This is a genomic window from Gilliamella sp. Pas-s25 (genome assembly GCF_009795885.1).
In the GTDB taxonomy this organism is placed as follows: Bacteria; Pseudomonadota; Gammaproteobacteria; order Enterobacterales; family Orbaceae; genus Gilliamella.
On the sequence record NZ_WTEV01000006.1, the window covers coordinates 56439 to 81868 of the forward strand.

The 25430-nt window shown below is 33.4% G+C and carries 30 protein-coding genes; 3 read left to right on the forward strand and 27 right to left on the reverse strand.

What is annotated here, in order from left to right:
- Positions 1-3: 3 nt before the first annotated feature.
- Positions 4-252, forward strand: coding sequence for a hypothetical protein (locus GQ593_RS04360; protein WP_160430883.1), 249 nt, complete (start codon positions 4-6; stop codon positions 250-252).
- A 55-nt stretch (positions 253-307) separates the two neighbouring features.
- On the opposite strand, the gene GQ593_RS04365 is transcribed toward GQ593_RS04360, so the two are convergent.
- From GQ593_RS04365 to GQ593_RS04470, 22 genes are all read right to left on the reverse strand, one after another.
- The gene (locus GQ593_RS04365; RefSeq protein WP_160430885.1) at positions 308-1918 is read right to left on the reverse strand and encodes a conjugal transfer protein TraG N-terminal domain-containing protein; all 1611 of its coding nucleotides are present in this window, start codon (positions 1916-1918) and stop codon (positions 308-310) included.
- 5 nt (positions 1919-1923) lie between these two features.
- Positions 1924-2259, reverse strand: a complete 336-nt coding sequence (locus GQ593_RS04370) for a hypothetical protein (protein ID WP_160430887.1) — start codon at positions 2257-2259, stop codon at positions 1924-1926.
- Positions 2260-2269: 10 nt separating this feature from the next.
- The gene (locus tag GQ593_RS04375) at positions 2270-3589 is read right to left on the reverse strand and encodes an integrating conjugative element protein (protein ID WP_160430889.1); all 1320 of its coding nucleotides are present in this window, start codon (positions 3587-3589) and stop codon (positions 2270-2272) included.
- 2 nt (positions 3590-3591) lie between these two features.
- A complete protein-coding gene (locus GQ593_RS04380) occupies positions 3592-4521 on the reverse strand; it encodes a TIGR03756 family integrating conjugative element protein (RefSeq protein ID WP_160430891.1) in 930 nt (309 codons plus the stop codon).
- Positions 4518-4931 (reverse strand): TIGR03757 family integrating conjugative element protein, encoded by a 414-nt coding sequence (locus tag GQ593_RS04385; RefSeq protein WP_160430893.1) that lies wholly within the window; start codon positions 4929-4931, stop codon positions 4518-4520. The genes GQ593_RS04380 and GQ593_RS04385 overlap by 4 nt, the downstream gene beginning before the upstream one ends.
- Before the next feature lie 3 nt (positions 4932-4934).
- The gene (locus tag GQ593_RS04390) at positions 4935-5321 is read right to left on the reverse strand and encodes a hypothetical protein (RefSeq protein ID WP_160430895.1); all 387 of its coding nucleotides are present in this window, start codon (positions 5319-5321) and stop codon (positions 4935-4937) included.
- Positions 5321-8098 carry a conjugative transfer ATPase gene (locus tag GQ593_RS04395; RefSeq protein ID WP_160430897.1) on the reverse strand — a complete coding sequence of 926 codons (2778 nt, stop codon included), beginning with the start codon at positions 8096-8098 and terminating at the stop codon, positions 5321-5323. Before GQ593_RS04395 ends, GQ593_RS04390 begins: the two co-directional genes overlap by 1 nt.
- Positions 8098-8517 (reverse strand): TIGR03751 family conjugal transfer lipoprotein, encoded by a 420-nt coding sequence (locus tag GQ593_RS04400; RefSeq protein ID WP_160430898.1) that lies wholly within the window; start codon positions 8515-8517, stop codon positions 8098-8100. The genes GQ593_RS04395 and GQ593_RS04400 overlap by 1 nt, the downstream gene beginning before the upstream one ends.
- Positions 8517-9938, reverse strand: coding sequence for a TIGR03752 family integrating conjugative element protein (locus GQ593_RS04405; protein WP_160430901.1), 1422 nt, complete (start codon positions 9936-9938; stop codon positions 8517-8519). Before GQ593_RS04405 ends, GQ593_RS04400 begins: the two co-directional genes overlap by 1 nt.
- Position 9939: 1 nt before the next feature.
- Positions 9940-10773, reverse strand: coding sequence for a TIGR03749 family integrating conjugative element protein (locus GQ593_RS04410; RefSeq protein ID WP_160430903.1), 834 nt, complete (start codon positions 10771-10773; stop codon positions 9940-9942).
- On the reverse strand, positions 10766-11434 hold the full coding sequence (locus tag GQ593_RS04415; RefSeq protein WP_160430905.1) for a PFL_4703 family integrating conjugative element protein: 669 nt from the start codon (positions 11432-11434) through the stop codon (positions 10766-10768). The genes GQ593_RS04410 and GQ593_RS04415 overlap by 8 nt, the downstream gene beginning before the upstream one ends.
- The gene (locus GQ593_RS04420) at positions 11431-11814 is read right to left on the reverse strand and encodes a TIGR03750 family conjugal transfer protein (protein WP_160430907.1); all 384 of its coding nucleotides are present in this window, start codon (positions 11812-11814) and stop codon (positions 11431-11433) included. The genes GQ593_RS04415 and GQ593_RS04420 overlap by 4 nt, the downstream gene beginning before the upstream one ends.
- A gap of 16 nt (positions 11815-11830) precedes the next feature.
- Positions 11831-12208: a TIGR03745 family integrating conjugative element membrane protein gene (locus GQ593_RS04425; RefSeq protein WP_160430909.1), complete on the reverse strand. Its 378-nt coding sequence runs from the start codon at positions 12206-12208 to the stop codon at positions 11831-11833.
- A gap of 23 nt (positions 12209-12231) precedes the next feature.
- On the reverse strand, positions 12232-12477 hold the full coding sequence (locus tag GQ593_RS04430) for a DUF3262 family protein (RefSeq protein WP_160430911.1): 246 nt from the start codon (positions 12475-12477) through the stop codon (positions 12232-12234).
- A complete protein-coding gene (locus GQ593_RS04435; protein ID WP_160430913.1) occupies positions 12470-12784 on the reverse strand; it encodes an integrative conjugative element protein, RAQPRD family in 315 nt (104 codons plus the stop codon). Before GQ593_RS04435 ends, GQ593_RS04430 begins: the two co-directional genes overlap by 8 nt.
- A 95-nt stretch (positions 12785-12879) precedes the next feature.
- A complete protein-coding gene (locus GQ593_RS04440) occupies positions 12880-13575 on the reverse strand; it encodes a TIGR03747 family integrating conjugative element membrane protein (protein WP_160430915.1) in 696 nt (231 codons plus the stop codon).
- Positions 13575-15749 carry a type IV conjugative transfer system coupling protein TraD gene (gene traD, locus GQ593_RS04445; RefSeq protein WP_160430917.1) on the reverse strand — a complete coding sequence of 725 codons (2175 nt, stop codon included), beginning with the start codon at positions 15747-15749 and terminating at the stop codon, positions 13575-13577. Before traD ends, GQ593_RS04440 begins: the two co-directional genes overlap by 1 nt.
- A 13-nt stretch (positions 15750-15762) precedes the next feature.
- Positions 15763-16278, reverse strand: a complete 516-nt coding sequence (locus GQ593_RS04450) for a PFL_4695 family integrating conjugative element protein (RefSeq protein WP_160430919.1) — start codon at positions 16276-16278, stop codon at positions 15763-15765.
- Positions 16278-17042: a TIGR03759 family integrating conjugative element protein gene (locus tag GQ593_RS04455; RefSeq protein ID WP_160430921.1), complete on the reverse strand. Its 765-nt coding sequence runs from the start codon at positions 17040-17042 to the stop codon at positions 16278-16280. The genes GQ593_RS04450 and GQ593_RS04455 overlap by 1 nt, the downstream gene beginning before the upstream one ends.
- A 2-nt stretch (positions 17043-17044) precedes the next feature.
- Positions 17045-17851 (reverse strand): hypothetical protein, encoded by an 807-nt coding sequence (locus tag GQ593_RS04460; protein ID WP_160430923.1) that lies wholly within the window; start codon positions 17849-17851, stop codon positions 17045-17047.
- Positions 17848-18414, reverse strand: coding sequence for a PFGI-1 class ICE element type IV pilus protein PilL2 (gene pilL2 / locus GQ593_RS04465; RefSeq protein ID WP_160430925.1), 567 nt, complete (start codon positions 18412-18414; stop codon positions 17848-17850). The genes GQ593_RS04460 and pilL2 overlap by 4 nt, the downstream gene beginning before the upstream one ends.
- A gap of 736 nt (positions 18415-19150) precedes the next feature.
- On the reverse strand, positions 19151-21178 hold the full coding sequence (locus tag GQ593_RS04470; RefSeq protein WP_160430927.1) for a DNA topoisomerase III: 2028 nt from the start codon (positions 21176-21178) through the stop codon (positions 19151-19153).
- Positions 21179-21341: 163 nt separating this feature from the next.
- Between GQ593_RS04470 and GQ593_RS04475 the strand changes: the two genes are divergently transcribed.
- Positions 21342-21794: a hypothetical protein gene (locus GQ593_RS04475; protein ID WP_081297996.1), complete on the forward strand. Its 453-nt coding sequence runs from the start codon at positions 21342-21344 to the stop codon at positions 21792-21794.
- A gap of 38 nt (positions 21795-21832) precedes the next feature.
- Here GQ593_RS04475 and GQ593_RS04480 read toward each other — a convergent pair whose 3' ends face one another.
- On the reverse strand, positions 21833-22765 hold the full coding sequence (locus GQ593_RS04480) for a hypothetical protein (protein ID WP_065606432.1): 933 nt from the start codon (positions 22763-22765) through the stop codon (positions 21833-21835).
- A 99-nt stretch (positions 22766-22864) separates the two neighbouring features.
- Here GQ593_RS04480 and GQ593_RS04485 point away from each other — a divergent pair, with 99 nt between their 5' ends.
- Positions 22865-23164: a transcriptional regulator gene (locus tag GQ593_RS04485; protein ID WP_202115371.1), complete on the forward strand. Its 300-nt coding sequence runs from the start codon at positions 22865-22867 to the stop codon at positions 23162-23164.
- Between the two features lie 53 nt (positions 23165-23217).
- On the opposite strand, the gene ssb is transcribed toward GQ593_RS04485, so the two are convergent.
- The 4 genes from ssb to GQ593_RS04505 all read right to left on the reverse strand — a co-directional run bounded on the left by ssb (position 23218) and on the right by GQ593_RS04505 (position 25293).
- Positions 23218-23715, reverse strand: a complete 498-nt coding sequence (gene ssb / locus GQ593_RS04490) for a single-stranded DNA-binding protein (protein ID WP_160430929.1) — start codon at positions 23713-23715, stop codon at positions 23218-23220.
- 118 nt (positions 23716-23833) lie between these two features.
- Positions 23834-24037, reverse strand: coding sequence for a hypothetical protein (locus tag GQ593_RS04495; protein ID WP_160430931.1), 204 nt, complete (start codon positions 24035-24037; stop codon positions 23834-23836).
- Between the two features lie 66 nt (positions 24038-24103).
- Positions 24104-24619, reverse strand: a complete 516-nt coding sequence (locus GQ593_RS04500) for a DUF3158 family protein (RefSeq protein ID WP_065606428.1) — start codon at positions 24617-24619, stop codon at positions 24104-24106.
- Complete coding sequence (locus GQ593_RS04505; protein WP_160430933.1) at positions 24619-25293, reverse strand: PFL_4669 family integrating conjugative element protein; 675 nt, start codon at positions 25291-25293, stop codon at positions 24619-24621. The genes GQ593_RS04500 and GQ593_RS04505 overlap by 1 nt, the downstream gene beginning before the upstream one ends.
- Positions 25294-25430: the final 137 nt, after the last annotated feature.

The window sequence follows — 25430 nt, forward strand, 5'->3', positions numbered from 1 at the left end:
AAAATGGAAAATAAAGATAAACCAATACAATCTGACACAAACCATAAAATGCTGTTTAATAGCGACGGATTTGAATTGTTTATAAAAATTTTATCAGTTTCTATAAAATTCATATTGTTCATATTCAAAGGCATACTCTACGTATTACCATGCTTTTTGGAAACATCATCAGAAGAAAAAAGAAGAAATGAAACAGCATATTACGATGATGACGGTCATGCTTATACAAGAGATGGCAGGATGAAATGGTAATTATTTTAAATAACTGACATTTAGTATTTAATGCCAGTTATTTTGATGCTATTAATTATTTACTTTTACCTTTCGTTATTATTTTAGTTGCCTTTTTACCACCTTGTTTAACCTCACTCATTCCTTCTTTTCCTGCCTGTTGCATTTTATCGGAATTTTTATCCATAAAATTATTTATTGCATTCCCTGTTTTTACTCCAGCCCACGAAAAACTTGCTAACAAAATCACCGGAAAACCAATAAATATTATTGATGTTATGATATCAATTAAAGACTTATCAGTTGACCACCTATCCCTCAGAAAATGAACAGCATTATTTTCATACATAATATTAATCAGCCTAGAGTCTAGAAAACGAGCAAGTTCCCAGACAAAGGTTAAAAATATCAATGAAAACATGACAAATGTTAGTGTAATTATCGTTTTAGGTTCAAACCCGCCAATCACTATGATAATGGGCAATAAAATAATTACGGACATCAATAATACTGACTGTATCATCGGGGCTGCTTGTCTCAATGCATCAATTTCAATGAACGTTGTCATAGACTTAAAAAATATACCCGTGGATGCAATTGCACTACCAATTTGTTGAGATGCTGAAGGATCTTTATTTCCATAATCAATAAACATATAATCAGCGGTTGCCAACATCTTTTTGGGTGATAAAACTGAACGTAAAACAATTTCATCTAACTCTTCTTTGCTTTTAGTCACCCACTCCCAGAACGAAAATTTATTTATGTTAGGATTTAAATTACCCGTTCTTGTTTTCTCATTAGATTCAATCTTAATTTGTTTATTAATGTTATCAATAATTTTCTTTTTTAACCCAACTTTACTTTCGCTCCACCATGCTTTACATGAAGGATAGCCAGTATTACCATCGCCTGGTGTTAACCCAACATCTCGCTGTTCGTCATAGGGCCAATCTTTTTGAGGATTCTGAGATCTAAAAGAATCATAATATCCTGATGTATTTAAATAATATGATGATCCAAGCCATGTTACATCATTGATTAAATCATCTGGTAATTTAGGCAACTCAGTACTTAATTTATTAAAAGATGGGTTAAAACAGAATGAATAAAACTCATTCGCTTCTTTTTTCAAAATCGGATCTGTTACAGCTAATTCTGAGATTGTTGAACGAACTTCTCTTAAATCAGTATTGCAAGGTAATGTCGTGACCACTGATTGTGTAACACCAGAAGATAAAGAATGCACAAAGTACCACCAAATTGGGACATAAATTTGTTGTCCATTCAGCAGAATGTTATTTTTTTTAAATGATGACGATTCTGGAGATATTTCAGCGTATGAACATTCCATTTTCTGTCGAGTGATTTTTCCTTTATCGATAACTGCTGAATATCCATTATGCTCATAATGTAACACTCGAATGTCAAGAGGAATTGATGGATAACATGCAAAGAAAATGACAACCATGCTAATATAAACGTAAGTTTCTAATCGAGTAACAATAACGTTTGCATGCTTACCTTTTAACTCACCGTCTTCTCTGACATTTATCAGAATACTAAACATTTTAAATATGAATGGCAGAATGAAAATACCAGATGTTGATATAATGTTCCATATCCCGTTATTAATCAGCCATGCTAGTGACAATGTCACATAGTCAAAAAAACTCATTGCAGACATTTTAATTATCCCATCAAATGCATAAAAAGCATTGTTTCGTTAAAACAAATTAAAACAACGCATATAATGCTAGTTCTGAAAAATAACTTGTTGTAATCATTTTGTTTTTCTGTTTTAACTTTGGCCTTTATCGTAATTTTGAATTTGAATAAAACAAAACCAACAAAACAGTAAATGACTAAACGCATTACCAGAAAAAAACAATAATTACCGTTCAAAAATTCATTAATAGAAGCAACTTTATGTTCTGTCTCAAATGAAAAAACAGATAATATGCAACAAAGCAATCCAAGTAAAAAAACAAGAGAAACGACAAATTTAATAACTTTTTTCTTATTCATATTTAGCTCTTTATTTATTGGCGTCAAAAGATTCATGATTATCAATATGCAAAATAACCCCTTGTTGTCGCTGAAGTTTTCGTTCTTGTATGACTAATAACGTATTCCCAGCAATAGATTTACGCATATCGTACTCTAATTTAATTTGATTCAGTTCCATATCCAGTTCATCTATTTGATCCAATATTTTAGACTGAACTGGTTCATTTTTAGCAACATTTGGCTCTTTACGGCCTGCCAACATGATACGCCGTGCCATCATCGCTTCTTCAATAGTTCTAGACAGCGCCATTTCACTCGCTAAACGTTTCACTAGTACAACACGCTCATTATCGTCTCTCAATGTTTCAATGACACTTCGAGTGACACTTACAGAGCTACCTTCTAGTGCCTCTAATTCCGCTTTGCTAAGCGGCTTTGTACCATTTACTAAATCAACCAACTTTTTATAATAAAATTCGTAGTATTCTTCGGTTTTAGGGCTTAAACCAGTTCCTGGCTTACCTGTCTCATTGCCGTTTTGATTTTCACTATCAGTTATCATGGTGCGCTCACCAACCACATCAGTTAGCCACACTTGGGCGTCACTAGGTTTATTCCATGTTTTATAAACCCCCCCTTTATTTTGTGCATCACTAACGGGTGTTGTATCCGTAACGTTTCGATTTATTAATGAGTTATAGCCAGCTAAAGCAACATCACTTGTTATATTAATCGGAGCTTGCCCTTTTCCCCCCTTTTTTACCCCTCCGATCCATGAAATGCCATTTTTACCTGCATCGCTATCAATTTGTTTATCAACTCGAATAGCATCGACTTTCTTTCCATTTAACATCTCTGCCATATTTTCGGCTTTAGCGGCTTGAACCAAACTTGCAGAATCTGTGTAATCAGTCATTTTTTCAGCAAGTTGTTTACAACTAGTCTTAATATCGGAATAATCTAACTTTGCTTGTAACACACCGTTTGTCAACAAATCATAAAGCTGAGGATTAGCACGTTGAATAACCAATGCTGGCAAACTCGCCACAGCGCCTTTAGCATTGTTAATGACCTCACTCATAATATTGTTAAACCCCTCTGTCACACCATTAAGCTGATTTGAAATCGTTGAGCTAATATCAAAATTACCGCACATCAGACTAGAGTTCCATTTGCCCATATTCATAATTGATTTTGGTTTATCAAATGTATATGTAGATCCTTTTACCGATCCACCACCTATACGGTAATAAAGGCTATCAGATATCCCACCAGTTGAATTAGCATAACTATATGAGCTAATTGTTAATAATAATGCTGTTATAGTCATTGTTGTTTTCTTTGCCATGATCATCCCCCAAAATCGATACTGTATAAAAATTTTTGCCCACGTCTCTTACAACATGCATAAGGTCTCCACAAAGCATAAACATAGGCTCCATCAACGCTTGCTGTATCATTAATATTTGGAAAGATACCGCATGACATATTTAATGTTGGAGCCAATTCTTGCCATTTATGATTGTTTGTATTTTCTTTAACTGGAGCTGGTGGCCAAAATCCATCTTTTTTACGCTTAGTGTAATTTTGAACGACATGCAATGAATTACTATTTGTTAATACATCAGCACCTCGTTGAACTACCACCGCTCCTGCCTTGAAGTCGTCATTTTGAGTAACAGCCCCAGCTCTTGGATAAATGTTTCCCCACATATCGGATGAACCAATTTCCCTTTTACCTGGTATTAATGCCTCTGGGTATACAGATTCAACAAGTGCTAATCGCCATGCAATAAAATCAAGTTCACTCACAAAATAAGGATAAAATGGCGTTACCCCATTATTACAATAGTAGCCCATACCCGATAGCATTTGAGAGAAAACAGCCCCACCAGGGTGGCCGATTGCTTGAACATCTTTAAAACGAATTTTTGTTCGATTATTTGCTTGACGATTATTTGTATCTCCCCCTCCTTGAATATTTGCCCCAACTAATGAACTTCCTGATGAGGTAATAGCATTAATTTCAGTCCAAGGATTTTCAAACGGCTGTTCATATGCGGACATAACAACATCGGGGATATAGTGCTTTACTTTTACAGATGTACGAATTTTGCAACCGTAAGAACAAAACAGCCAAAAACAGGTTCCAGCAATTTTATATTCAGTACAACTAGTCGAGAGAGCTGATTGAACTATTTGTTGAGTACTAATAGATGTGGCAAAACTCGGCATAGTAATTATGAGTCCAAGTAAGCTACATTTTATTTTTTTTATCATCGTTTATCCTCATTACTCATAAAATCATTAACTGCACGTGCAACATCTGTTATTCCGTAAATCACATTTTTTTCATTAATAACAATCGCAGGATATTTTTTAACACCGAGATAAAATGCTTTTGTAATTGTTTTTTGAGCTTCAATTATTTGAGCTTCATGCGTTTTCCATTCTGGTAAATTTAATTTTTTTTCAACAACTGAATAAGCATCATCAATATCACTCGGTAACTCACCAAAAAATGAATTTAAAAGCACTTCTGTGCTATCTAGATCATATATTTGACAATTATCATGACAATTTTTAACTCGACTTGCTTGCTCATGATTCACAAAAACATCAATACTATGAATATCTGCCCCAATACTTTGAAAACTTACAAATACAATCAGTCCTAATATACGTTTCATGCATCAGTCACCTCTTGTTAAGCCCATCAAATTTTTAATCAGTAAAAAGGCATCTATCCAATCAACAACATTAATGCATAGCCGTTTCCCTGTTTCAATATCAGCTAATTGTGGCCAATGAATTTTGTTTAAATTAGGATTGCATGACACCTCAATTAAACACGCTGATTTTTTACCTTCAAAAGCAATTAAAGCATATTGCTTATACAGTATTCCAAATTCTGTATGATCATCTGTAGGTATGCGACATAAACGTAATTTGGTCGAAATTATTGCCCCAATTTTTCCTAATAATTCAGAACAGAATTGTTCAAAATCTTTACTGTGATCAATATTAATATTTGATTTTTTTAATGAAGTAGCATTAAATAAAAAATTATTATCATTCATTATGAATCCTCATATTTTCGTGTAATACCTCGAGCTTCATCTAATTTTTCAGATACTTTAATGGCTGCATCAAGCTCACTGATATTAAACTCATTCATCAGTTTCATTCTCTCCGCTTTTTCATCCTTTTCTGTCATAGCTAGAGCTAAGAAAAGGCTTGGGGGAACAATTCGGAAAAGGCATTCCATATTTTTTGATAACACAACTCCTTCCGTGTACTGGCAAGCAGCTTTACAAGCAGAAGTGATCATTGAAATTTGTTCATCCGTTAATGCTTTAAAACGACGTATTTTCTCTGCTTCAGATGATTCTGTTACTAACATTTCCCACCACTCAATCATTGATAATAGTTTTGAAGCCGCATCGGGAAAATCTTCCATATTTTGGGTGGCTAACCAGAGCCATACTCCCAGTTTACGCCACATTTTCGACGCTTTTGTTAAGTATGCTGCTGTTAGTGGTTTTACGGTAATAATATGTGACTCATCTGTGATATTAACGATAGCTCTGGATTGATGCTGATATTGTTCGCCCATATTGTTGATATGATTAATAAGAGAAATATACGCAATTGATAATTGAGCTTCATACCCCTCTCTAGCAAAAGTTGCCAAATCAACATGAATGACATCAACATCTGGCCATGGCGTGCCTTGTTTATTAAATATTTCACCTTCAAATCCTTGAGTGAACATACTTAATGATTCACCCATTTCATATGCTTTTGCACGTCGAGCTTCGGGTAACTGATTATCTTTACTTAAAGAAAATAATGCATCTTGAACATCACTGGGAATAGCTTGCCGTCTTTCATCATAAGCAACTTGAGCAGCCATAACTATGGCTTGTCTAATCATTGCTCTATCTGAACGACGAAGTAATTCATCTTCCCGTTCTTCCCCTCCAGTAATCATTAGACGTATAGAAATTTCTATTTCACCGAGTACATCTCGTTGTGCATCATCTTCTTCATCTTCCTCATTTTGTTCTAGTGCTTCATTAACAATGTCATCGCTCAAATTGTTTTCATCAATTTCAAACTGAATATCCTTATTTTGTAAAATTAAATGAGAATCAGCTAAAGGATTAAGCACTACACCGCTACCAGGCTTTAAACTTACTCGATGAACACTGACCCCAAGTCGCTCCATAAAATCAACAAGAAGACCAAAAGAATTACCTGTTTCGACAATAATTGTTCTCGGCCGATACATAGCAACAAGCTGTGCTATTTCGATATTCAGTGTTGCTGATTTACCAGCCCCTGTCGGCCCTAAAATAAGTTTATGACCATTTTGTGCTTTATCGATCATTGGATCGTAACTCAATGGTTCCCCACCGCGGTTAAAAAATGTCACACCAGGATGACCTGTTCCACTACTTCGACCCAAAACAGGTAATAAATTAGCTAAATGCTTGCACCAATTAAATTTAACATACAGTCGTTTTATGTCATTTTGAGGGTTATAATTCATAGGTAACCATCTTAAAAATGACGATGCTGGAGCAACTTCATTAGCTTCAGCTACTGTGACAAGCCCATTATTATTAAGTACTGAACTCAGCCCCTGTATTTTACGTTTCAATCCACCGATACTTGAATCTTTCACAAAAAATGCAATAGAGCTGTAATACATTTTTTCTCGTTGCCTGATATACTCCATCGCTTCATCACAATCCTCCTTGACAGACAACGATTCAGCATTCTCACCAATGGCTTTACCTCGAACAAAATTGATATGTTCTTCTAACCTGTCCTGTGGATGAGTTACAATTGTTAAACTCATCATTGTTGATTCAGGCAATACATCAAAAAGCGCATTTATTCCATCGGCCTTACTTGTTTCGCCTGTAATATGACCAATTTTGGGTGGTGTTTTTAATCGATCCACCATAACAACAGCATGCGGAATATTATCAAAATGCCAGTAACCCTCTTTAATCTCTGGTTCACTGTAGAAAAGGCTTTCGGCAAAATCATTAATGATCGGCAGTTCATCAGCCTGTTTTTGGTCATCCATTAACTGTTTAATAAAATTTTTTTTACCTTGAACAGGTGAAGGATTAAATATTTGAGCTAACCACCTAGAAACCTCATTTTTCCCCAATCTCTTGACAGCAATTCCAGCCCCTTTTAATGCAAGTATCAAATTGTTACAAACAATATCTAGCTTTTCTTGTGCATTTAAATCTTCACGTTCTTTTGGTCCGATATACCGATATACAACTAACCTCGTTTTCCGAACCTTTCCTCTCCACGGTGTTTTTGTCACTGTGTTATCAAAAAAAAGGCCATCACTTTTAGTGATACTATCTAAATGATATTCCATAATATCTAGCCATTTTTTTGTAAATTCAGTGCCCTGAGCGTGAGGTCTAGGATATTGTTTTAATAAAGAGATATAATCTTGTAAATTATCTTCATCTTGACAAAAATATTGTATAACCCACGGATTCATATCTCGTTCATCAAAAGAATCCTCAATACTATTTGCTACAATATCACTAATAGCTCGTAGTTTTGATGTTGGTTTTGCTTCAGTTCCATAGGGTGTAATCTCAAAAACAGCACCGACAGATCGACCATCTTCTAATAAAATTGAATTATGCTCTTCATCAAATTCAATCCAAGGCAAAAAATCAATAATTGATTTTTTTCCATTATTGGCATAAAGAAAGTTTTTTTTATGACTATGAGTCAAATTTCCTTTGCGTGTTGGTCTTTTACTTTCTTGAACTTCTTTTTGTGAAACTTTTTTCTTACCAAATAACTTCATTAGTAATTCTCCACCCTTTCTCCAGGCATCGCATATTGCACTTCCGCATAAAATGGAAATACTGTTGAATAACCAGGAACTGGAACTTTTCCGTCGGTCAAATGAGGATAGACATACATGACTAAATCGGGGTTTGGTAATCGTTGAAAAAGATTATTAATTTCTTGTTCTGCTGTTCGTGTATGCGTTACCACTTCAACATTTTGCGTTAAATTATCAACTTCTCGCCTAAGTTTAAGTCGATTATCAAACAATTGAGATTGAGAAGCTCCCCCTCCCGATTTTTTATTGTAAATATCACTCATCGTCTCACTACTATGTGGAAACATTTTTTCTTTTGAAGTACTACAACCAGATAATAAAAATAGAGCTGTGCCAAAAGTTAATAAAAATATTGTTAATTTTTTTTTCTGTTTCATTAATCAAGCCCTCCCATTTTTTTAGTATTCATCTCATAATCAACAAGTCTGCCCTCAAATAAATAATCAATTTGCAGCTCCTTGCTAATGTGAATGGCAATTTCTTTACCAGGAGGGACATAAACAGCATCAAAAGTTTGACCATAGCGTTTATTTAACCAGTCGATTGTTTGATTAATTCCACCACTCAGTCCTTTCCCTAAAACGTATTGACCATTATTACCAGTAACGGCATTGGTAACATTTGAGCCATCTGTTACAACAGTAGTATTTTGTTGTGCCATTGCATCTGCAGCAGCTGCTGCTGTACCTAGACCTATTACAGTTGATAAATATTGGCTCGCATTAGATTTGATTTCTCCCGAAACACAGGGAATACCGTATTCGTCAGATAACCATCCAATACTTTCATCTTTGCTATTTTTTGAGGAATCAGGGATCGTTATAATTCGCCCATCATCAAAAACAAATGTAATTGATTTAACGTTGCCCCTTACACAAGATAGAACGTAATCACCAGATGCAGTTCCAGAGACAATAGCTCCTTCAATATGCGGTAATTCAATTCCATTTGAGATTAAATTATCTCGACCAATAACAGCTTTAAACGGGTACGGATCAGATACAACACCATCAATGGGAACTCGACCTAGCAATGATGTCATTGAAACAGAGCCTGTTAACGTTGAATTGGCGGGTACTGTATAAAATGGTTGACGATCTTTTTCATTTTTTCGTTCACCAATTGGCTGATTGATACTATCTTTATGGTCTTTTAGTTTTGAACGAATAGGATCGCTACCAAAGCTAGTCGGAAACTGAAATCCCGTCGTATTTTTACCTTTATTGCTATTAACAACAATTTGGTCAGCTGGATTAATCCATTGAATTTCATCATCATTAGTCATATCAACTTTACTTGTTTGCCCTCTTCCTATTGGGATTGAAACTGGTTTTGATTGTTTTGAATCAGTTGTTTCACTAGAACTAGATATAGGGAAGTTTGATGCTAATTTATTAAGCTTATCTGTTAGAATTGAAACTTTTTTTTCTAGCTCAGTAGGCTCATTAGATTTTGAATCATTTGATGGTGGCTCTATCTTATACTGTGGTACTCTTGTCTTTTTCAAATTTTCATTTTCGGATTTTAACTTTTTCAGTTCACTTACTATATCCGCTTGATCCTTTTTTAGAGTCTTAACTAGCGTCACTAACGTCTGAACGGTATCTTTTTCCGTATCACCCGTAATGCCGAGCACAGATAAATCTTCTTCATTTAAATCAGCTATTTCAACTATTTCATCACCTGATGAAAATTCATTTTTTTTATTTTTATTTGCAATGACTACAATAAAAATTCCAACTAGGATTACGCCACCAACGATAATTGGTAACAATTTATTACCTTTGATTGTTGCCATATTATTCCTCTCTACCTTTACTTAATTCAGGTAAAAATGCATTGATTACTTTACCTTTAGTAACAATGTAAAGCATCGTCGTATCAGTAGGTTCACCTTTCGGACCCAATGTATTGTGTTGAAATGTTGCTGAATAAAAATTACCTTGTAACAACCTTGCATCTAAATTGACATAACCTTTGCTATGATTAACTAATTTGATTGCGACAACCTCATAGTTTTTTAGACGCCAGACTGATTTGGGTTCTGCAGTAATTGGAAGCTGGGGTACAAGTCTGGTTAATAATGGGGGTAATGACATAGAAATTTGTTTAATACCAGGTACTTTTTCAATTGCACGCAATGGAGCATAATAATTTTGTGCAGCATATCGAGTAAGCAAAACGGGAGTTGGTAATACCTGCTCATCATGCACAGTTGTATAATTTTCTTCTGCTTTTTTTAAATTAGCTTCACTTTCATTATCGGTCGTGATTTTAATTGTTTCTAATTTCTTTTTGGATGGTCCATTTCCCGTCAGATCAACTAAAATAATTTCACCTGTTTCAAGATCTTTTAGCATTAATCGAGTTTCAGTAAATGGCGCATTGCTTTTTAAATATATAACACCTCCTAGGCTTTGTACTCGAAGCTTATCTTGTAATGATGCAGGTAATCCGACTGATATATTTCTTTCTAAAATTACCATTCTTTCATCATTTTGATTAATACTAATTTTAATAGGTGTTCTGTCCCATGTAATTAATTCAACAGCAATAGCATTATTGAATGACGATACAAAAATAAATAATGTTATGATTAGTTGAGAAAGTTTTATAATCATCTTATTATTCATTGTGTTCTCCTGTAGACGAAGTGAGTCTTAACGGTTGACTTGCATAGCAATTAAGCTTTAAACCCCAGGGATTTTCTTCTGGATTTGAATCACTCTTAACAACACTAAGTGGATAACGAACCATTGCTCGTTTAACCGCTTCCCCTTTGTAATATTCATCAATGTATAAATCGAATGTCACAATCCATGCTTTATCTGATAAAATTTTCACTCGAGGCTCCAGTTGATTTGTTTCGTAATTTTTAATTCCTGAATTAATGCCTCTTCCATCTATTTCAGCAATGTTTCGAGCCCGTTCTCTTAGTTCACCACCCTGCCTTCTTTCCTCATATTCATTCAATAACTGTGATTTACATTGAGGAGTTAAAAACGGAGTAAGAGTATTAATGTTACGTTTATAATCAACTTCGCCGTTTGTTGGCCAGTTATGTAGTTGCTGAAAAATATAAAATGCAAATCCATAAATGTTACTTGGATCGATATCTGACCAAAGCCGAGTGCTACCAGATCTTGTATCAGGTGGAATATGAATAGTTAAATCCTTTGGTGCTGACCGCCATCCCCAAGCCATAGCTAAAATAATTACAAGCAATACAATAATCACAAATCTCAATGATTGGATGTGTTTATCTCGCCCCGTAAGTGCATGTAAATATTTCATTTTTGTTTTACCTTATTATTTTTTAGTTTTTTTCGTCTAACGATAAATTCTTGATCATTAAAAATTAGATTATTTCCATTGAATCCTTTTTTGGCGAAAAACAAATCAATAGACCGTGCAAACCAGGTTTCTGGTTTACCTCGCTTTAATTTAGTAACCTTATTTCCACCGAAAAAAAGGGTTGGCAATGGCATAAAAACGATCGCTGAGGGAATTAACACCCAGCGACCAAATAAGATAAATAAGATAATTCCGAACAAACCACCAATAATTGCACCAACCCCTACCATCAACGATATTTCACGGACTGTCATGCCCTTATAGACTACAGGCATACGGTTGAGACGGTCAGGAAGCATATCAATGTCATTCTCTTTCATCTTATTTACCTTTCTATTAATCTTGCAGTGTTTCAGCCGCCAATGTTGCAAGCCAAATACACGCAACAACTAATACAATACCTATAACAACTAAAGTGCCTAGTTTTGCCCACGAACCTTTCCCTTCACCGATATTGTTATACTCAACGATGATATTTTTTGCTGCGACAATAAAAACACCACCAACAATAATCAATCCGCCAAAAACGAAACCGTCATATATATATGCTTGCATATTTGCTAAAAATCCGCTTTTTTTCCCTTGTGTTGGGTCATCTATAGTTGGCATTTTTGCCAATGCATTTCGTCCCCATAACGCTAAAGACAGTAATATTAGGTTTATAGACATCTTATTATTTTTTACTTGAAATAATTTTTTTGCTTTTTTGAACATGAATTTTTTCTCCTTAAAAATTTTTACTGAAAATAAATGAAAGACATCAGAATTAAGACAACAACAACTGCACGAATAATAATTGACGGCAAATCATCAACTTTGGCACTTTCATCACCAAGCCCCTTCAAAAGACATAAAATAATGATAGCAATTAAAAATAGCCCTACAGCAAAACATATCGCACCGAAAAAATTAAATGAGTCATCCATCGTGAATGTTGCACCATCTTTAAATGCGTTATAGGTTTTTTCTTTGATATCATTCATTTTGATATTCGCCTTCAATCACTGGAAAGTTAAGTGAACGAGGTTGTGATCTTGTCGGGGATATATAGCTTTCGATACCGTGCATAACTTGATCAATATCATTTTGTATTGCTTTATAATTAAAATGATAACGTTCTGATTGCTCGGTTCCTGAAACAATCTCACTTTTTAGTAAAGATTGCTTAACTTGTTTAAGTTGTTTTAACACTAATGCGAGTTCTTCTTTTTCATTTGCGACACTCAAATTAGAGCTTAACAATAAAGATAAACCAACTATTGAAAGAATTATGTTAGGATGCTTTCGCATATTTTTTCTCCAGTTTTAAACTGGATTTCTACTATAATGATTAATATGCGAAAAACATCAATTAAATCTTTTTTGATTTTTTAAAAAAAATTGGCTTACAAATATTTCTTAAATGAACCGAACGTAATACTAATACTGAGACCAAATAAAAAGGCCATGGGAATAAAAACGGCATTTGGGTGAATTGTGAAAGGAACTGATAAATAGATAAGCCATGATAAAATTAACAAAGGTTTTATCCATGCTTTAGAATGATAATATAGAAAACTCGATTCACGACCTGCTCCAAATCGCCGAATGTCTCGCCGAACCAGGCCGTCTACACAACCAACAATAGCTGCAAGAATAAAAATCGGTATTGAAAGAATCAAAATAACTAAGCGAACAAAAAAAACCAATATAATATTAATAATGGCTTTTACATAAACACCAACCGAATTAATATATTTATAAACAGTCGAGCTTTCATCATTCACAGTTCCATCTACTATTTCAATCAATCCCGTTTTAACAGCAATGAGTTCATATATATTGGTAATAATATTTTCAGCAAAAACTACAGGCTCAGACAGAATAAAGCTATTGACAAAGTCTTGTTCAAGATAACTAAACTCAACATTGAGCATTTCTTCGCTATGACTATCACCGAGTTCAGTCCAAAAAAACGTTATACCAATGCATTCAATAACAATGCTTATAAGAAGTGAAAAAAAAAGTGTAGAAACTATAGATGAAATAAATCCCTTTTTTTTGGGCTTATTTGAATTTGAATCAGATTCAACATTGGCCATTATTCATCTTTCTCCTCTTGTAAAGTATGTAAAAAAGCTTTTTCATCATCATCAATGTCCAATGCTAGATGAACTGGTAATTCATTTTCCTCAGGACAATCTGAATCATTATCTATTTCAGGCTTTTCCCATACTGAATTTGAATTTACCCACCATTGTTCACCTGTTGAATAACTTTTTGCCATCTCTTTAGAAAGTGTATTAATGGAATCAGGCATCATAATATCTTGCTCTTGAGACGGAAGAGGCATGCGAACTTTATATAAAACACCACCGTTAGTCAGGACAAACGCTTGTCCTCTTGGTAACTGTATTAGTTCCGATGGCTCAAGTAATGGCATTGATTCAGTACTAATTCTGTCCTGTGTACTCGATGTAAAATCCGTTTTTGTATCTGGACTCGGTGTATCGCTTGCACCTGATACTACCGTATTTTTGTAGATATCAACTTTAGGAAGTTGTGATGTAATAAGTTCTGCTGTTTTGGTTTCACGAACACGTAACATAATTATATTATTGAAATTACCTTGCACTTGCCCTGCTTTAGCGGCACTCCCAACTTTGACTTCGATATCTGAAATCGTTTGTGAGTATGCATTAACATTTATTCCTGCCCCTCTAGCCTTATTTACGAGTGGAATAAACTCATCTCCCATGATTTCATTCACTTCATCAGTATGCAAACAGATGTTAATTTTGGATCTATTCTCACCAGGTAAACCATCATCAACACCATGTTTATAAATATAACCCGCTATTGATACCAGATCTGCTAGCATTGAGTTTCCAACTGCGGCACCGACAACCGCATCTGATAGAGCATCAAGTCCAATATAAACGATCCCTTTTTTTCGAATCACCTGTTCCCAGTCGAAAATTGGCCTTTCATCATTGATATCCAAATAATCGGGTGCTAATAATTGTGCTGTTTTTCCTGTTGTTAACTTCTCTAAAAATGGCATTAATGAGGCAACAATTTTATCAAAATACGTTTTATCGTATTGAATAGCTGAACGTAAACCTTCTAGAACATCATCACGAATTTTTTTTGCAGTAATATAATCATAAAGAGCAACGACCAGCTTGTCTCTTCCACGCATTGCTAATGAAACATTTTTGTCATTAACTTTTGTTGCCATTTCGCTAATAGTGATCCAAGCTTTTGGATCGTGCTTATCAAAATAGTGCTGAGCATATTCTAAAAATAAGGTATCCATATTGTTTGTATAACGATTGATTTGAATGTAATCGGGACGACGACCAAGCTCAATTAACGCTTTTGTAACGATATTAACAAATCGCCATGCAAACTCTTTAAATGCTGCGGAATTGCCTTCTCCCGCCAGTGGAGCTGAAACACGCTGCGCAACTTCAGTAATTCGACTAAAACGACCGATAGCATTATATCTAGCTGAAATTTCAGGGTAACCCAAATGAAATATGTAAAATTCGTCTTGTCTACCATTACGTTTAGCTTCTGCATACATTCTTTTTAATAAGTCAGCATCTCCTTTAGGATCAATGACAATAACTGGATCTCCTCTTGCAATATCCTGTGTAACAAGCACTTCTAACAATCTTGTTTTTCCAACACCTGTTGTTCCCAAAACTAACGTATGACCTCCACGATCAACAAATGGCATCATAATATCGACCTCATTAATTTCGACACCGTGTAAGAATGGGTTTCCGCCAACGGGTGGTAATGGTTTTACTGGATTAAACCAACGATTTGAACTAGTACACTTTGCTATAAGACTTCTTTCATGTTTTTGTTCCCATTGCCTAGCAGCCCGGTATATAGCTGATGGTTGAACAAAACGTTTATATTCCTCTCGACGGCACAATATAATTCGTTGTAAATGTTTTTGTTCCCATTTAAACCCTCTCCCTAGAAAAAGAAATTTTTGGCTAACAGGAATTTGTTCACTAGTCAGAGAATAATATGGTAAACGTTTTATATTCCGCTTATATCGAATAATGGTAATACCTTGCTTAGCTCTGTAAATGCCAAACAATAAAAAAGCACATGCAACACCAACATTAACAGAAGTTGACAATGCTACAGACCAGGGTGCAACAAGGCAAATAAATGCACAACTTATTGATGTTACAGCGCTATACAACTCGGAAGCGGGTCTAAATATGGCCTCAATATTGTGCTCATTACTCATGATGTTATTCCCATCATTGTTCAATACTTTTCGCAGTAACTAGCGCCGGATATGATGTTATTTGAAACTTCTCTGCGAGTTCATCGCCAGACATTGCATATATAGGAATATTAGTAAGAGATTTTAATGTTTTAATCTGATTGACATTGTCTATGTTTACAGCAACGGCAACAATACCATTTATTGTCTCTAAATCATTATTTCGAGCTTTCAACCATTCAATAGAAAGTTCATCAGCGCCTATGATGATAAAAGGTTGCAATGTCGGATAATCAATTGAATATGATTCAAAAATACCTGGAGAAAGTTTTTCACTATGCACTGGTAAATAGGTTCCCTCATCAATTTTCATGTTTTCAGGGGCTAAAAATTGCTGTTGTTGCTCACTATATTCATCTTGAGGATCTAACATTTCATAATACACACCCATCGAATTACCGCCATAATCACTGATTACATTCAAATCAGCTATTGCAGAATGAGCTGTTATAGAGATAATAAAAATTAATGCTCTTTTGTTTATAATCATTACAAATCACCCAATTCAATTTGTCTCCATTTGCCACCCTGATTTTGTACTAAAATTGGCAAGGTATTTTTTCCGATTTGTTCCCACTGACCGCTATTGTGATTTAATGTAATTTCGCCACTTTTTACTTTATCAATTGGGAGATGATTTAAACTAGCCCACTTTTGGGCAGCTAGATCATCATGTTTGGTATTCAGCAAATAAATATCCATTTCTTTATTTGTTTTTAATACTTTACCTAATAATGTTTCACTTCTTACATTATCATTAATATCAATAAATAAAATCATTCTGTCCCCCTCATAATTTAGAGGTGCTACAAAATTAGGATTATCATCCAACTCAACAGGTAATATGTTTGTATAAAGTTGTTTAAACATACGATTATAAATCCGTTGAAATTCAAGTTCTTTAGTCGTACGTTCAAATTCTTTTTGGGCTAATAATTTTGCGTAATGCTCTCGTTCTTCTTGAGTTTCAGATTCAACGCCAAGAGTGGTTAGAGGGTCAAGATTAGGAGACCAATAACGCCGTCCGCCTTCATTAATGAGTTTTTCATATTTTTGCCATTCTGTGACTGTCAATCCCCAAAAAGATGCTTTCTCTTTAATTCTTTCTTCTTGCGTATTCCGAGATTCTTCATCAGATTTTTCAACCGATTCAGTGGTATCAAGATCCTTGGAAACCTGTTGAGAATTAGCTAATAAATCCCAAGAAATAAAACTTAATAGCAATAACAAACATATTTGTTTTTTTAGTATCATATTTACTCCTTATCTATTGTTAGAGTATAAGTTTGTTGCTTACTATTTATTAATTTCACAGAGTTTTTATCAATTTTTGCAACTTTCCAAGAATCATCTATAAACTCACCTTCATTTACAAATTTCAACGCAGATAGTGATGTTGCATTTTTAGGTAGGAATACAGCAACTAATTCACCAGCTCTAAATTCAATGCTAGATAATTGATATTTAAAATTTACTGCCGTTGCAGTTGCAGTTTTAGCCTTTATATTACTTCTTGTTGTATTGGTTGACTTGCTATTGTTATTTGATAGCATTACTGTAATTTTTTGTATAATCTGATCTTTAAATTGACTGAAAGATGCCACAACGCCATCTAATGACTCTTGTTGCATTTTTTGAACATTCTTAACTGCTTCTAACTCAACTTCAATATTTGCTATAGCTGTTTCAAAATTATCTAATTTACTATCGAGATTTTTATCATTTAGAATTAGTTGTAATGACGTTATGTCCTGTTGACTTCGTGCAGAGCGTGTATTTAAATTATCATAATCAACATTGATTTTTTTCTGTTCCAACTGAATTTCATCTAATTTTTTTTCCAATGTGTTAATACTATTTATACTTACATTATTCGTGTTTATTTTATCTTCCAGTTCTTTATAGTTATTAGATGCTTGATTCATGTTAAGGAGAGATAAATGCAATGCTATTGCTACTAATATAAACAAGATTACAAATACACCACATATTAAAACGACCATTTTTTTAGTTATTGCAATGGGTTGGTTTATATTTAATTTATTTATTAGCGTATCCTTCATTTTTTGCCTCCTTTTGTTTCAACATTTTTTAGTTCTTTTGTTTCTATCATTTGAGGAGGTACTTGATAAGTTTCAAATTGAGGTTCCTGTTTAACTGAGGAAATAGGTTGTTGTTTTCGAGAATATCCTTTTTTTAGATGGAAACAGATTTCTCGTTCAACGTCATTAACATCTAAATTCCAAGCAGGGCCAGCCATAACATGTAGTGCATCATTTAATAAAATTGGCCCCATTTTATATTGAACTTTAGGTAAAGTACTTTCATAAAGAACATTGATATCTGAGTTAGTGCAAAGAGAATAACCCGATTGTTTTAAAGCATATTCCATTCCATCTTTAACTGTTAAATTTAAATTTTTAGGTAGTGAAATATTAATAATTTGATCTAAAACATATTTATGAATTGGATCATCTAGTTCAACAATGGTATATCGATCTGTCTGCAAAACTGGTGTAGGTTTAGATTCTATTTTAGACTTAGAACTAATAGTTTTAGAGTTATTTGTACATGCTGTTAATACAAATATTGGAAGCAATGCTAACATAGAGATAGCGATTTTCATTGTATTTACCTTTAGATTAATATAGAAAGTAAAAAGGTAAAATGCAATGATGACTGAGTAAACAAATAAATCAATGCTGAGTACAACAAAAAACCCATTTATCAAAATTATCAAAATGGGCTTTTGTTTCCAAGTATATATGTAATTAATATAATTAGAGTTAAAGACAACTCAATAAAAAGTGATAAAATGCACTCTCCCCTCAAAAATCATGCAGTTTCATACACATTCTCGATTCGCTATTTAGTTAGCTGAGATGAACCGAATAAACAAGCCTGCTTTAAACAGTCTTATCAGGCACGCGTTAACGCACTAAGGGCTACTGATTTTTTACCATTCAGTTTTGGTGTTGTTATTAGTCGTTATAGAACAAACAAGGTAAATACCACTGTTTTTCTTGCTACAAGCTACAATTTACAATGGTATTTACCCTGAGTTCGGACATAAAGACAGGAACAAGAACCACCTTGCTCCTTGTTGTATATTATTTCAAAATTGATGTGAATTGAATCAGCTCTGATACACATACAGCTCTATCCAACCGCAGTATAGTTGTAACTTACACAGAGTTGTTACAAGCAGCCATAAATTATGGACTTGGGACATTTCAGATTAATAAGGGTTAAAAATTAATCTAAAACAAATTAGTGATTTTATGACCGCAAAACCACAAAAACAACGGAGTAAGTTTTGATTCTGTCATAATTCGTTTAATTTTTCAATATTGAGCCTAATCTCATCCCCCTTTCTTCTCAAAAACTGGATTACCTTTCTTGTCCCCAAAGCAGGTAAATTTGCATCCATCTTTGTAACGAGAGCAACCAAACCAAATATATTTACCTTTTTGACTTTTACCTTCTCTTTTGATAAGTGCGCCAATTTTACATTCAGGGCAATCGTATAATTTTGTTTTTGAGACTTTTTTAGATGTGATATTTTTAGGTAACTCAGCTCCTTTATACGTTTGAATTAGTTGGTTAATAAAAATATACTGTTTACGCATAAACTCGCTTTGTTGCTGTTGACCTGTTGCAATATTTTCTAATTCTTGCTCCCACAAGGCTGTCATACCAGGATCTTTTAATACGGGAGGTAATGTGTCTATCAGTGCGTAGGCAATATCAGTTGCTAAGATAGCTTTCTTTTTTCGTTCAATGTAATTACGTTTTTCTAATGTTTCTACAATTCCAGCTCTTGTTGCTTCAGTACCGATCCCCGATGTCTCCTTTAACATTTTTTTTAATTGAGGATTTTCTACATATTTGGCAATTTGTTTCATTGCATCAAGCAGACTACCGTCATCGAAATGTGTCGGTGGCTTAGTTTGTAACGATCTAAAGTCAACTTTAGAAATAGTGCAAATATCATTGTTAGATAAAAGTGGAAGTTTTTGTTTATCATCAACATCTTCAGCATTTTCAATGTTGTCTCTTGTAAATAATACTTTCCATCCCAGCTCAACTAATACTGTACCTTTTGCTTGAAATTTCTGCTCAGAACTAATTAAATTAACTACTGTTTTATCTACTTCATTATGCACCATAAAATTAGCTAAATAGTTTCGTCTAATCAAATCATAAACCTTGAATTCATCTGTACTAAGTTGAGACAATTCAATAATCTTTGACGTTGGGATAATTCCATGGTGTGCGGTTACTTTTTTATCATTCCAAAGTCGAGATTTATAAGCTAAATTAATCTGTGGCATAAATTTTGCCATTTCAGGATCATTTTTCATAATGACAGAAACTATGGTTTCAGACTCATTAAACATTGATTCAGGCAAATATCCACAATCAGTTCTTGGGTAAGTTGTAATTTTATGTGTTTCATAAAGTGATTGAGCAATATTAAGTACTTGAGGCATAGACATACCGTACTTTTTAGAGCACGCTTTCTGCAAGTCACTTAAACTAAATGCTAAAGGAGGAGAGAATTTAACCCGTTCAGTGTTAACATCAATAACTTTTGCTTCTCTTGAATGCTGTAGCTTTTGTGCTATTTGTCTTGCAAAAGATTCATTAAGACATCGTCCAGCTTCGTCTATATTTTCTTCTGGAATCCAAGTGGCATTAAATGTCTGGGATGTCTTAGATAACTGAATATTTACAGAAAAATAAGGTTTGGGTATGAAATTTTTAATTTCTCTATCTCTATCAACAATTAGCTTTAGGACTGGTGTCTGAACACGACCCACAGATAAAACTCCGTAACCCAAATCTCTACCTAATAAAGTAAATAGTCTGGTACTATTTAATCCAACCAACCAATCAGCTTTTGCTCGAGCTTGGGCTGCTAAATATAACGGATAAGTTTCACTAGCTGCCTTAAGACTAGCAAGGGCTTTTTTTATTGATGTATCATCAAGTGCTGAAAACCATAATCTTTTAGTTTCACATTTCCAGTTAAAACGTTCTAACAGAGACCAGGCAATAGCTTCCCCTTCCCGATCTGGGTCGGTGGCAATAATAATAACATTAGCTTTTTTTACTAATCCTTGAACCACTTTAAATTGTTTTGACGTTTTTTGAGCAACATTATAAACCCACTTTTCAGGTAAAATAGGCAAATCGTCTATGCTCCACTTTTTAAATTTTTCGTCATAAACATGTGGTTCTGCTAGTTCCAGCAAATGACCGACACACCATGTAATACATATTTTTCCATCGGAGCTACGATAAAAACCGTTATCATTAACTGTAGCTCCAATATGTTTCTGGATATCTTTAGCTTGACTAGGTTTTTCACAAATAAATAATTTCATTAACATTCATTCTCTTATTGTTTTTGATAACTGAATATTAATTAATTGAAATAAATATGGGATAGTTAAATCAATATTGCTAAATGGAATATTGATTTAATAATAAAAAACATATACAGCATAATTATAATTAAAGTTCAATAAACAATTATTGGAGTAAATAATGATAGATATGGCTATTCCCGTTAATCATTCATTTTTAGATTATAAAAACCACGAAACGCTAATATTTAACATGTCAAACGGCAAATTCAATTTTTGTATTGGACTTTTTAATATTATCTATTTTGCACAACTAGCAATGCAACTCGGATATATTCCTAAAGACGATAAATGGACTAATACGTTAAATGAATATTATAAAAATGATGACTGTTACAATGCTCATAAAAAAATTTGTATGAAAAACCCTGCTATTATTACAAACTGCATTTGTGACAATTGCGATAATCCTATTTTATTTAAAGTTAAAGATACCAAACATGAGTTTCAAATCGGGCTTTTTACTATTCTTAATTGCTTAAAAATCGCAGAGCAAAACAACTATATACCTCAAATAAACGTCCAATTTTGGATATTAGTAGAAAATCGCTACCACTTATCCAATAAGTTTTAAATTAGTAAATTTTGCGACAAACATCACCTATATTAAATTTATCTTATAAGTATAGGTGATATCAATTCATTTGCCTGTTCTATACAATAATCACTAAAAGAATTTTTATGCCATTTATCCAGATTTATCAAATTACTAAAATGAACATGATTCATTTCGATAGTTTTTCGGTAAATTTCTTGCGGTTCACGAAATTCACTATTTGAAACTCGATAAGTAATGACTAAATCGATAGACTCTTTTTTATTATTAGCACTAAGCGGAATATGATTTGTAAAATAGAAATTTAATTCTGTAAAAATTTTACTAGAAAAAATGAAATATCCTTCTTCCATTTTTATAAATTTATTAGTCTTTTCTAGAATTGTGTCCTTTAATGTACTGTCAATTATTTTTTTACCGAATAAAGAATGGTTTTTAGCCATATAAGCAAATATCCAAGGGATATTAAGAATTGTAGCTCCGCAATAAAGATACCCTTCAAAGTTAATATAATTTTGTAACATATTAGTAAGTAAATTCTTGCCTATGTGAAAACCAATATCTTTTTGGATAAGATAAATAATTCGATCTAAATGTTGGCCCAAGATTGTTAATATTTTTCTGGATGTTTCATCTAGCTTTGATTTTCTATCAGAAGATTTATAGCGTTTGTTAGCGTTATGGGCTGCAAATGGACATTGTTTATAATTATCTGGATTAAAATAACCTAATTGTACAATGTTATTATTAGCTCCACTAACTGGTTTGTGATAATGCTTTCCATAAGGTTTCAATAATTTATCTGAGCTGTGATATAGATTTATAATTTGTATAGGATTATCACAAGCAGGACAAATAGCAAAATAGCAAGCTTCACCTTTGTCATTTTGTTGAACGAAAGGAAATTTACTTTGTGTATCTTTTTCATATTGATTCCGTTCAATGACATGAAATATTGTACTATTAGGCAAAACTTTATATAAGTGCATATTATCTTCTACCTTTCTACATACTTATAATTTATTATTATTAATTTTTTTAAATTATTCAATATATCATTTTATTTTCTGATTTATTCAGTTATAAATATGAATAAAATTTCAAACCAAAATACGAAAAATTTTCGTATTTTTAAATTAGAGAATGACGATATGAACGGATATGAATTAAAAATTTGGAGAAGAGGTTTCGGTTGGTGTCAAGAGATTGCAGCAGAACAATTAAACGTGACAACAAGAACATATCAAAATTACGAAAAATCAGAGTCAGTTCCCCACATAGTCATATTAGCAACTCAAGCATTATCATTAAAAATGAGATACAACGAAATGCAAAATAAACCTAAAAAAGAAATATTAAGAATTTTAAAAATAACCCTCGAAAAATAGATAGCCTAACTACTTTTAGCTAGATTATCTATTTAATATTTATAAAGTAAACTCTAGAATGGGATATCGTCATCAAAGTCCATTGGTGGCTCCTCAGGCATAGCTGTAGCTTGTTCTGTAGTTGGTGCATTTTGCGTTGTTGATTGTGGCACTGGTGCAGATGAAGAATTGTTAGCACTTTGTCCCCAATTTTGTGAACCATCCCGTGAACCTAACATTTGTAAAGTACCGCCGATTGGATTGATTACCACTTCTGTAGTATAACGATCTTGTCCAGACTTATCTTGCCATTTTCGAGTTTGTAATTGCCCCTCAAGGTAAACTTGGGAACCTTTTTTACAGTATTCTCCTGCAATTTCAGCTAATTTACCAAAAATAACAACACGATGCCATTCAGTACGATCACGGTTTTCACCTGTTTGTTTATCTTTCCACGATTCTGATGTTGCGATACTAAAATTAGCAACAGCATTACCATTAGGCATATAACGAACCTCAGGATCTTGCCCCAGATTGCCAACTAAAATTACCTTGTTTATTCCTCTAGCCATTTTCTTGCTCCAATTCTTTTAAATTCTCATTAATTTGATGCTGTATTTTTTCAATTCGTTTTTCTAATCTAAAATTTACAGCTTGCGTTGCGTCGTTTAAACTTGAATGCAATCATAATCACTCCTTGCTTGCTTTTAACTCAAGCACTCCATCATTTGAATGCACATCTTCTTTTATCTCACCCCAACAAATATCTACATTGTTTTCATCGTCGTTTTGTAAGTAAAAATCCAAACATTGTTGAGCATAGCTTTTTGCTTCTTCTTCTGTGTTGTGATATTCAAAACCATCACCGTGATGGTCATAAGTAAAATATTTCATAATTTACTCCTCAATATAATTTCGGTCGTTGTGACGTATTTCAGCAGTTTTCCAACCAAGTGCTATTTATTTAGTTGGTATGTTAAGCTCATCAAACTTGGGCAACATTTCATTAATTAAGTGTCTGATTCGAATACATACCCTCATTTGAAAATTTAACGTTAAGCGATCAATTTCTAGTTGTCTGATAAAATTTTTATCCTCATAACTCAAATTGTTTTGTTCCAACGCATCTAATATCAATCGTTTTCCCTCAATCTCGGTACGACTAGTTTTACCATCAACAATGACTATTTTCTTATACTTCCAACTTAAATATACTGAACCATTTGATAAGCGTCTTTTTTTCAAATAAAAAGGTAAATACTTAATGGGTAATTTATCTCTTGTGTCATTGATGAGTCTTTCTGCAATGTTTTCTAATCTAGAAAGGTATGACTCAATTTCTTGTAAAATAGTTTCATATTCCCCCTTACCTTTAAAAGGCTTTAAAAGGCCTTTTAGGGATAGATGTTGTTTTGCAAATTGATAATCTGTTGAAGAGAGTGTATTTGCATATTCATCTTTATAAAACTCATTCATTAGTTCACCTTATTAGTTATTGATACTGTTCTGTCTCGCATTTTATCTGCATTTAGTATTTCTTCTGGTACAATCCCTAATTGCTCAATAGCTTTAGTTGCTAACGGGGTATTATCGACAAAATCTTTTCGTGTTACACCAGTGCGTTTATATTTAGTAATATAAGTAATTAACGAACGTAATTCATGAGCAATCATATTCTGCCTATCTGATGCATCACTATTTTTGATTAATGAAATATGTTTAGCTAGCTGAACTTTTCGGACAAATAAATCAAATTTACACAGTAAAAATACTAACTGATAACCACTTGGAACATTAATAAATAGGTTCAGATCAACGGGTTTAACTGATGTCGCATCACTTATTTTAAAACCTGGTGGGACTGATTTAAGTGTTTCATCAATACGATAATTCTCAACATCTAATAATTTTTCAATTTTAGTAATATGCTCATAGAATTTAGTCAATCTGATATCTGCGTAGGGATCATCAAGACGTGTTGCTATTTCAATGACTTTTAAATAAGCAATAGCCCTTGTCATACTTTGAATTTGATGCTTATCATCAGTTTTTTTTCTGCCATACCAGATTTGAATTGCTGGAACAGTATGAAGCTCTATTTTAATATCACTTCGTAAAACACCAACTTGATTGTTTTCAATTGTTTCCATGGGAATACTCCTATCTAAATAAAATAAATTTTGAGTAACAGTAAATTAACCACTCAGCTAGCTGTTGCCCCCCGTAACAGTAAATTAACCACTCAGCTAGCTGTTACCCCCCGTAACAGTAAATTAACTACTTAGCT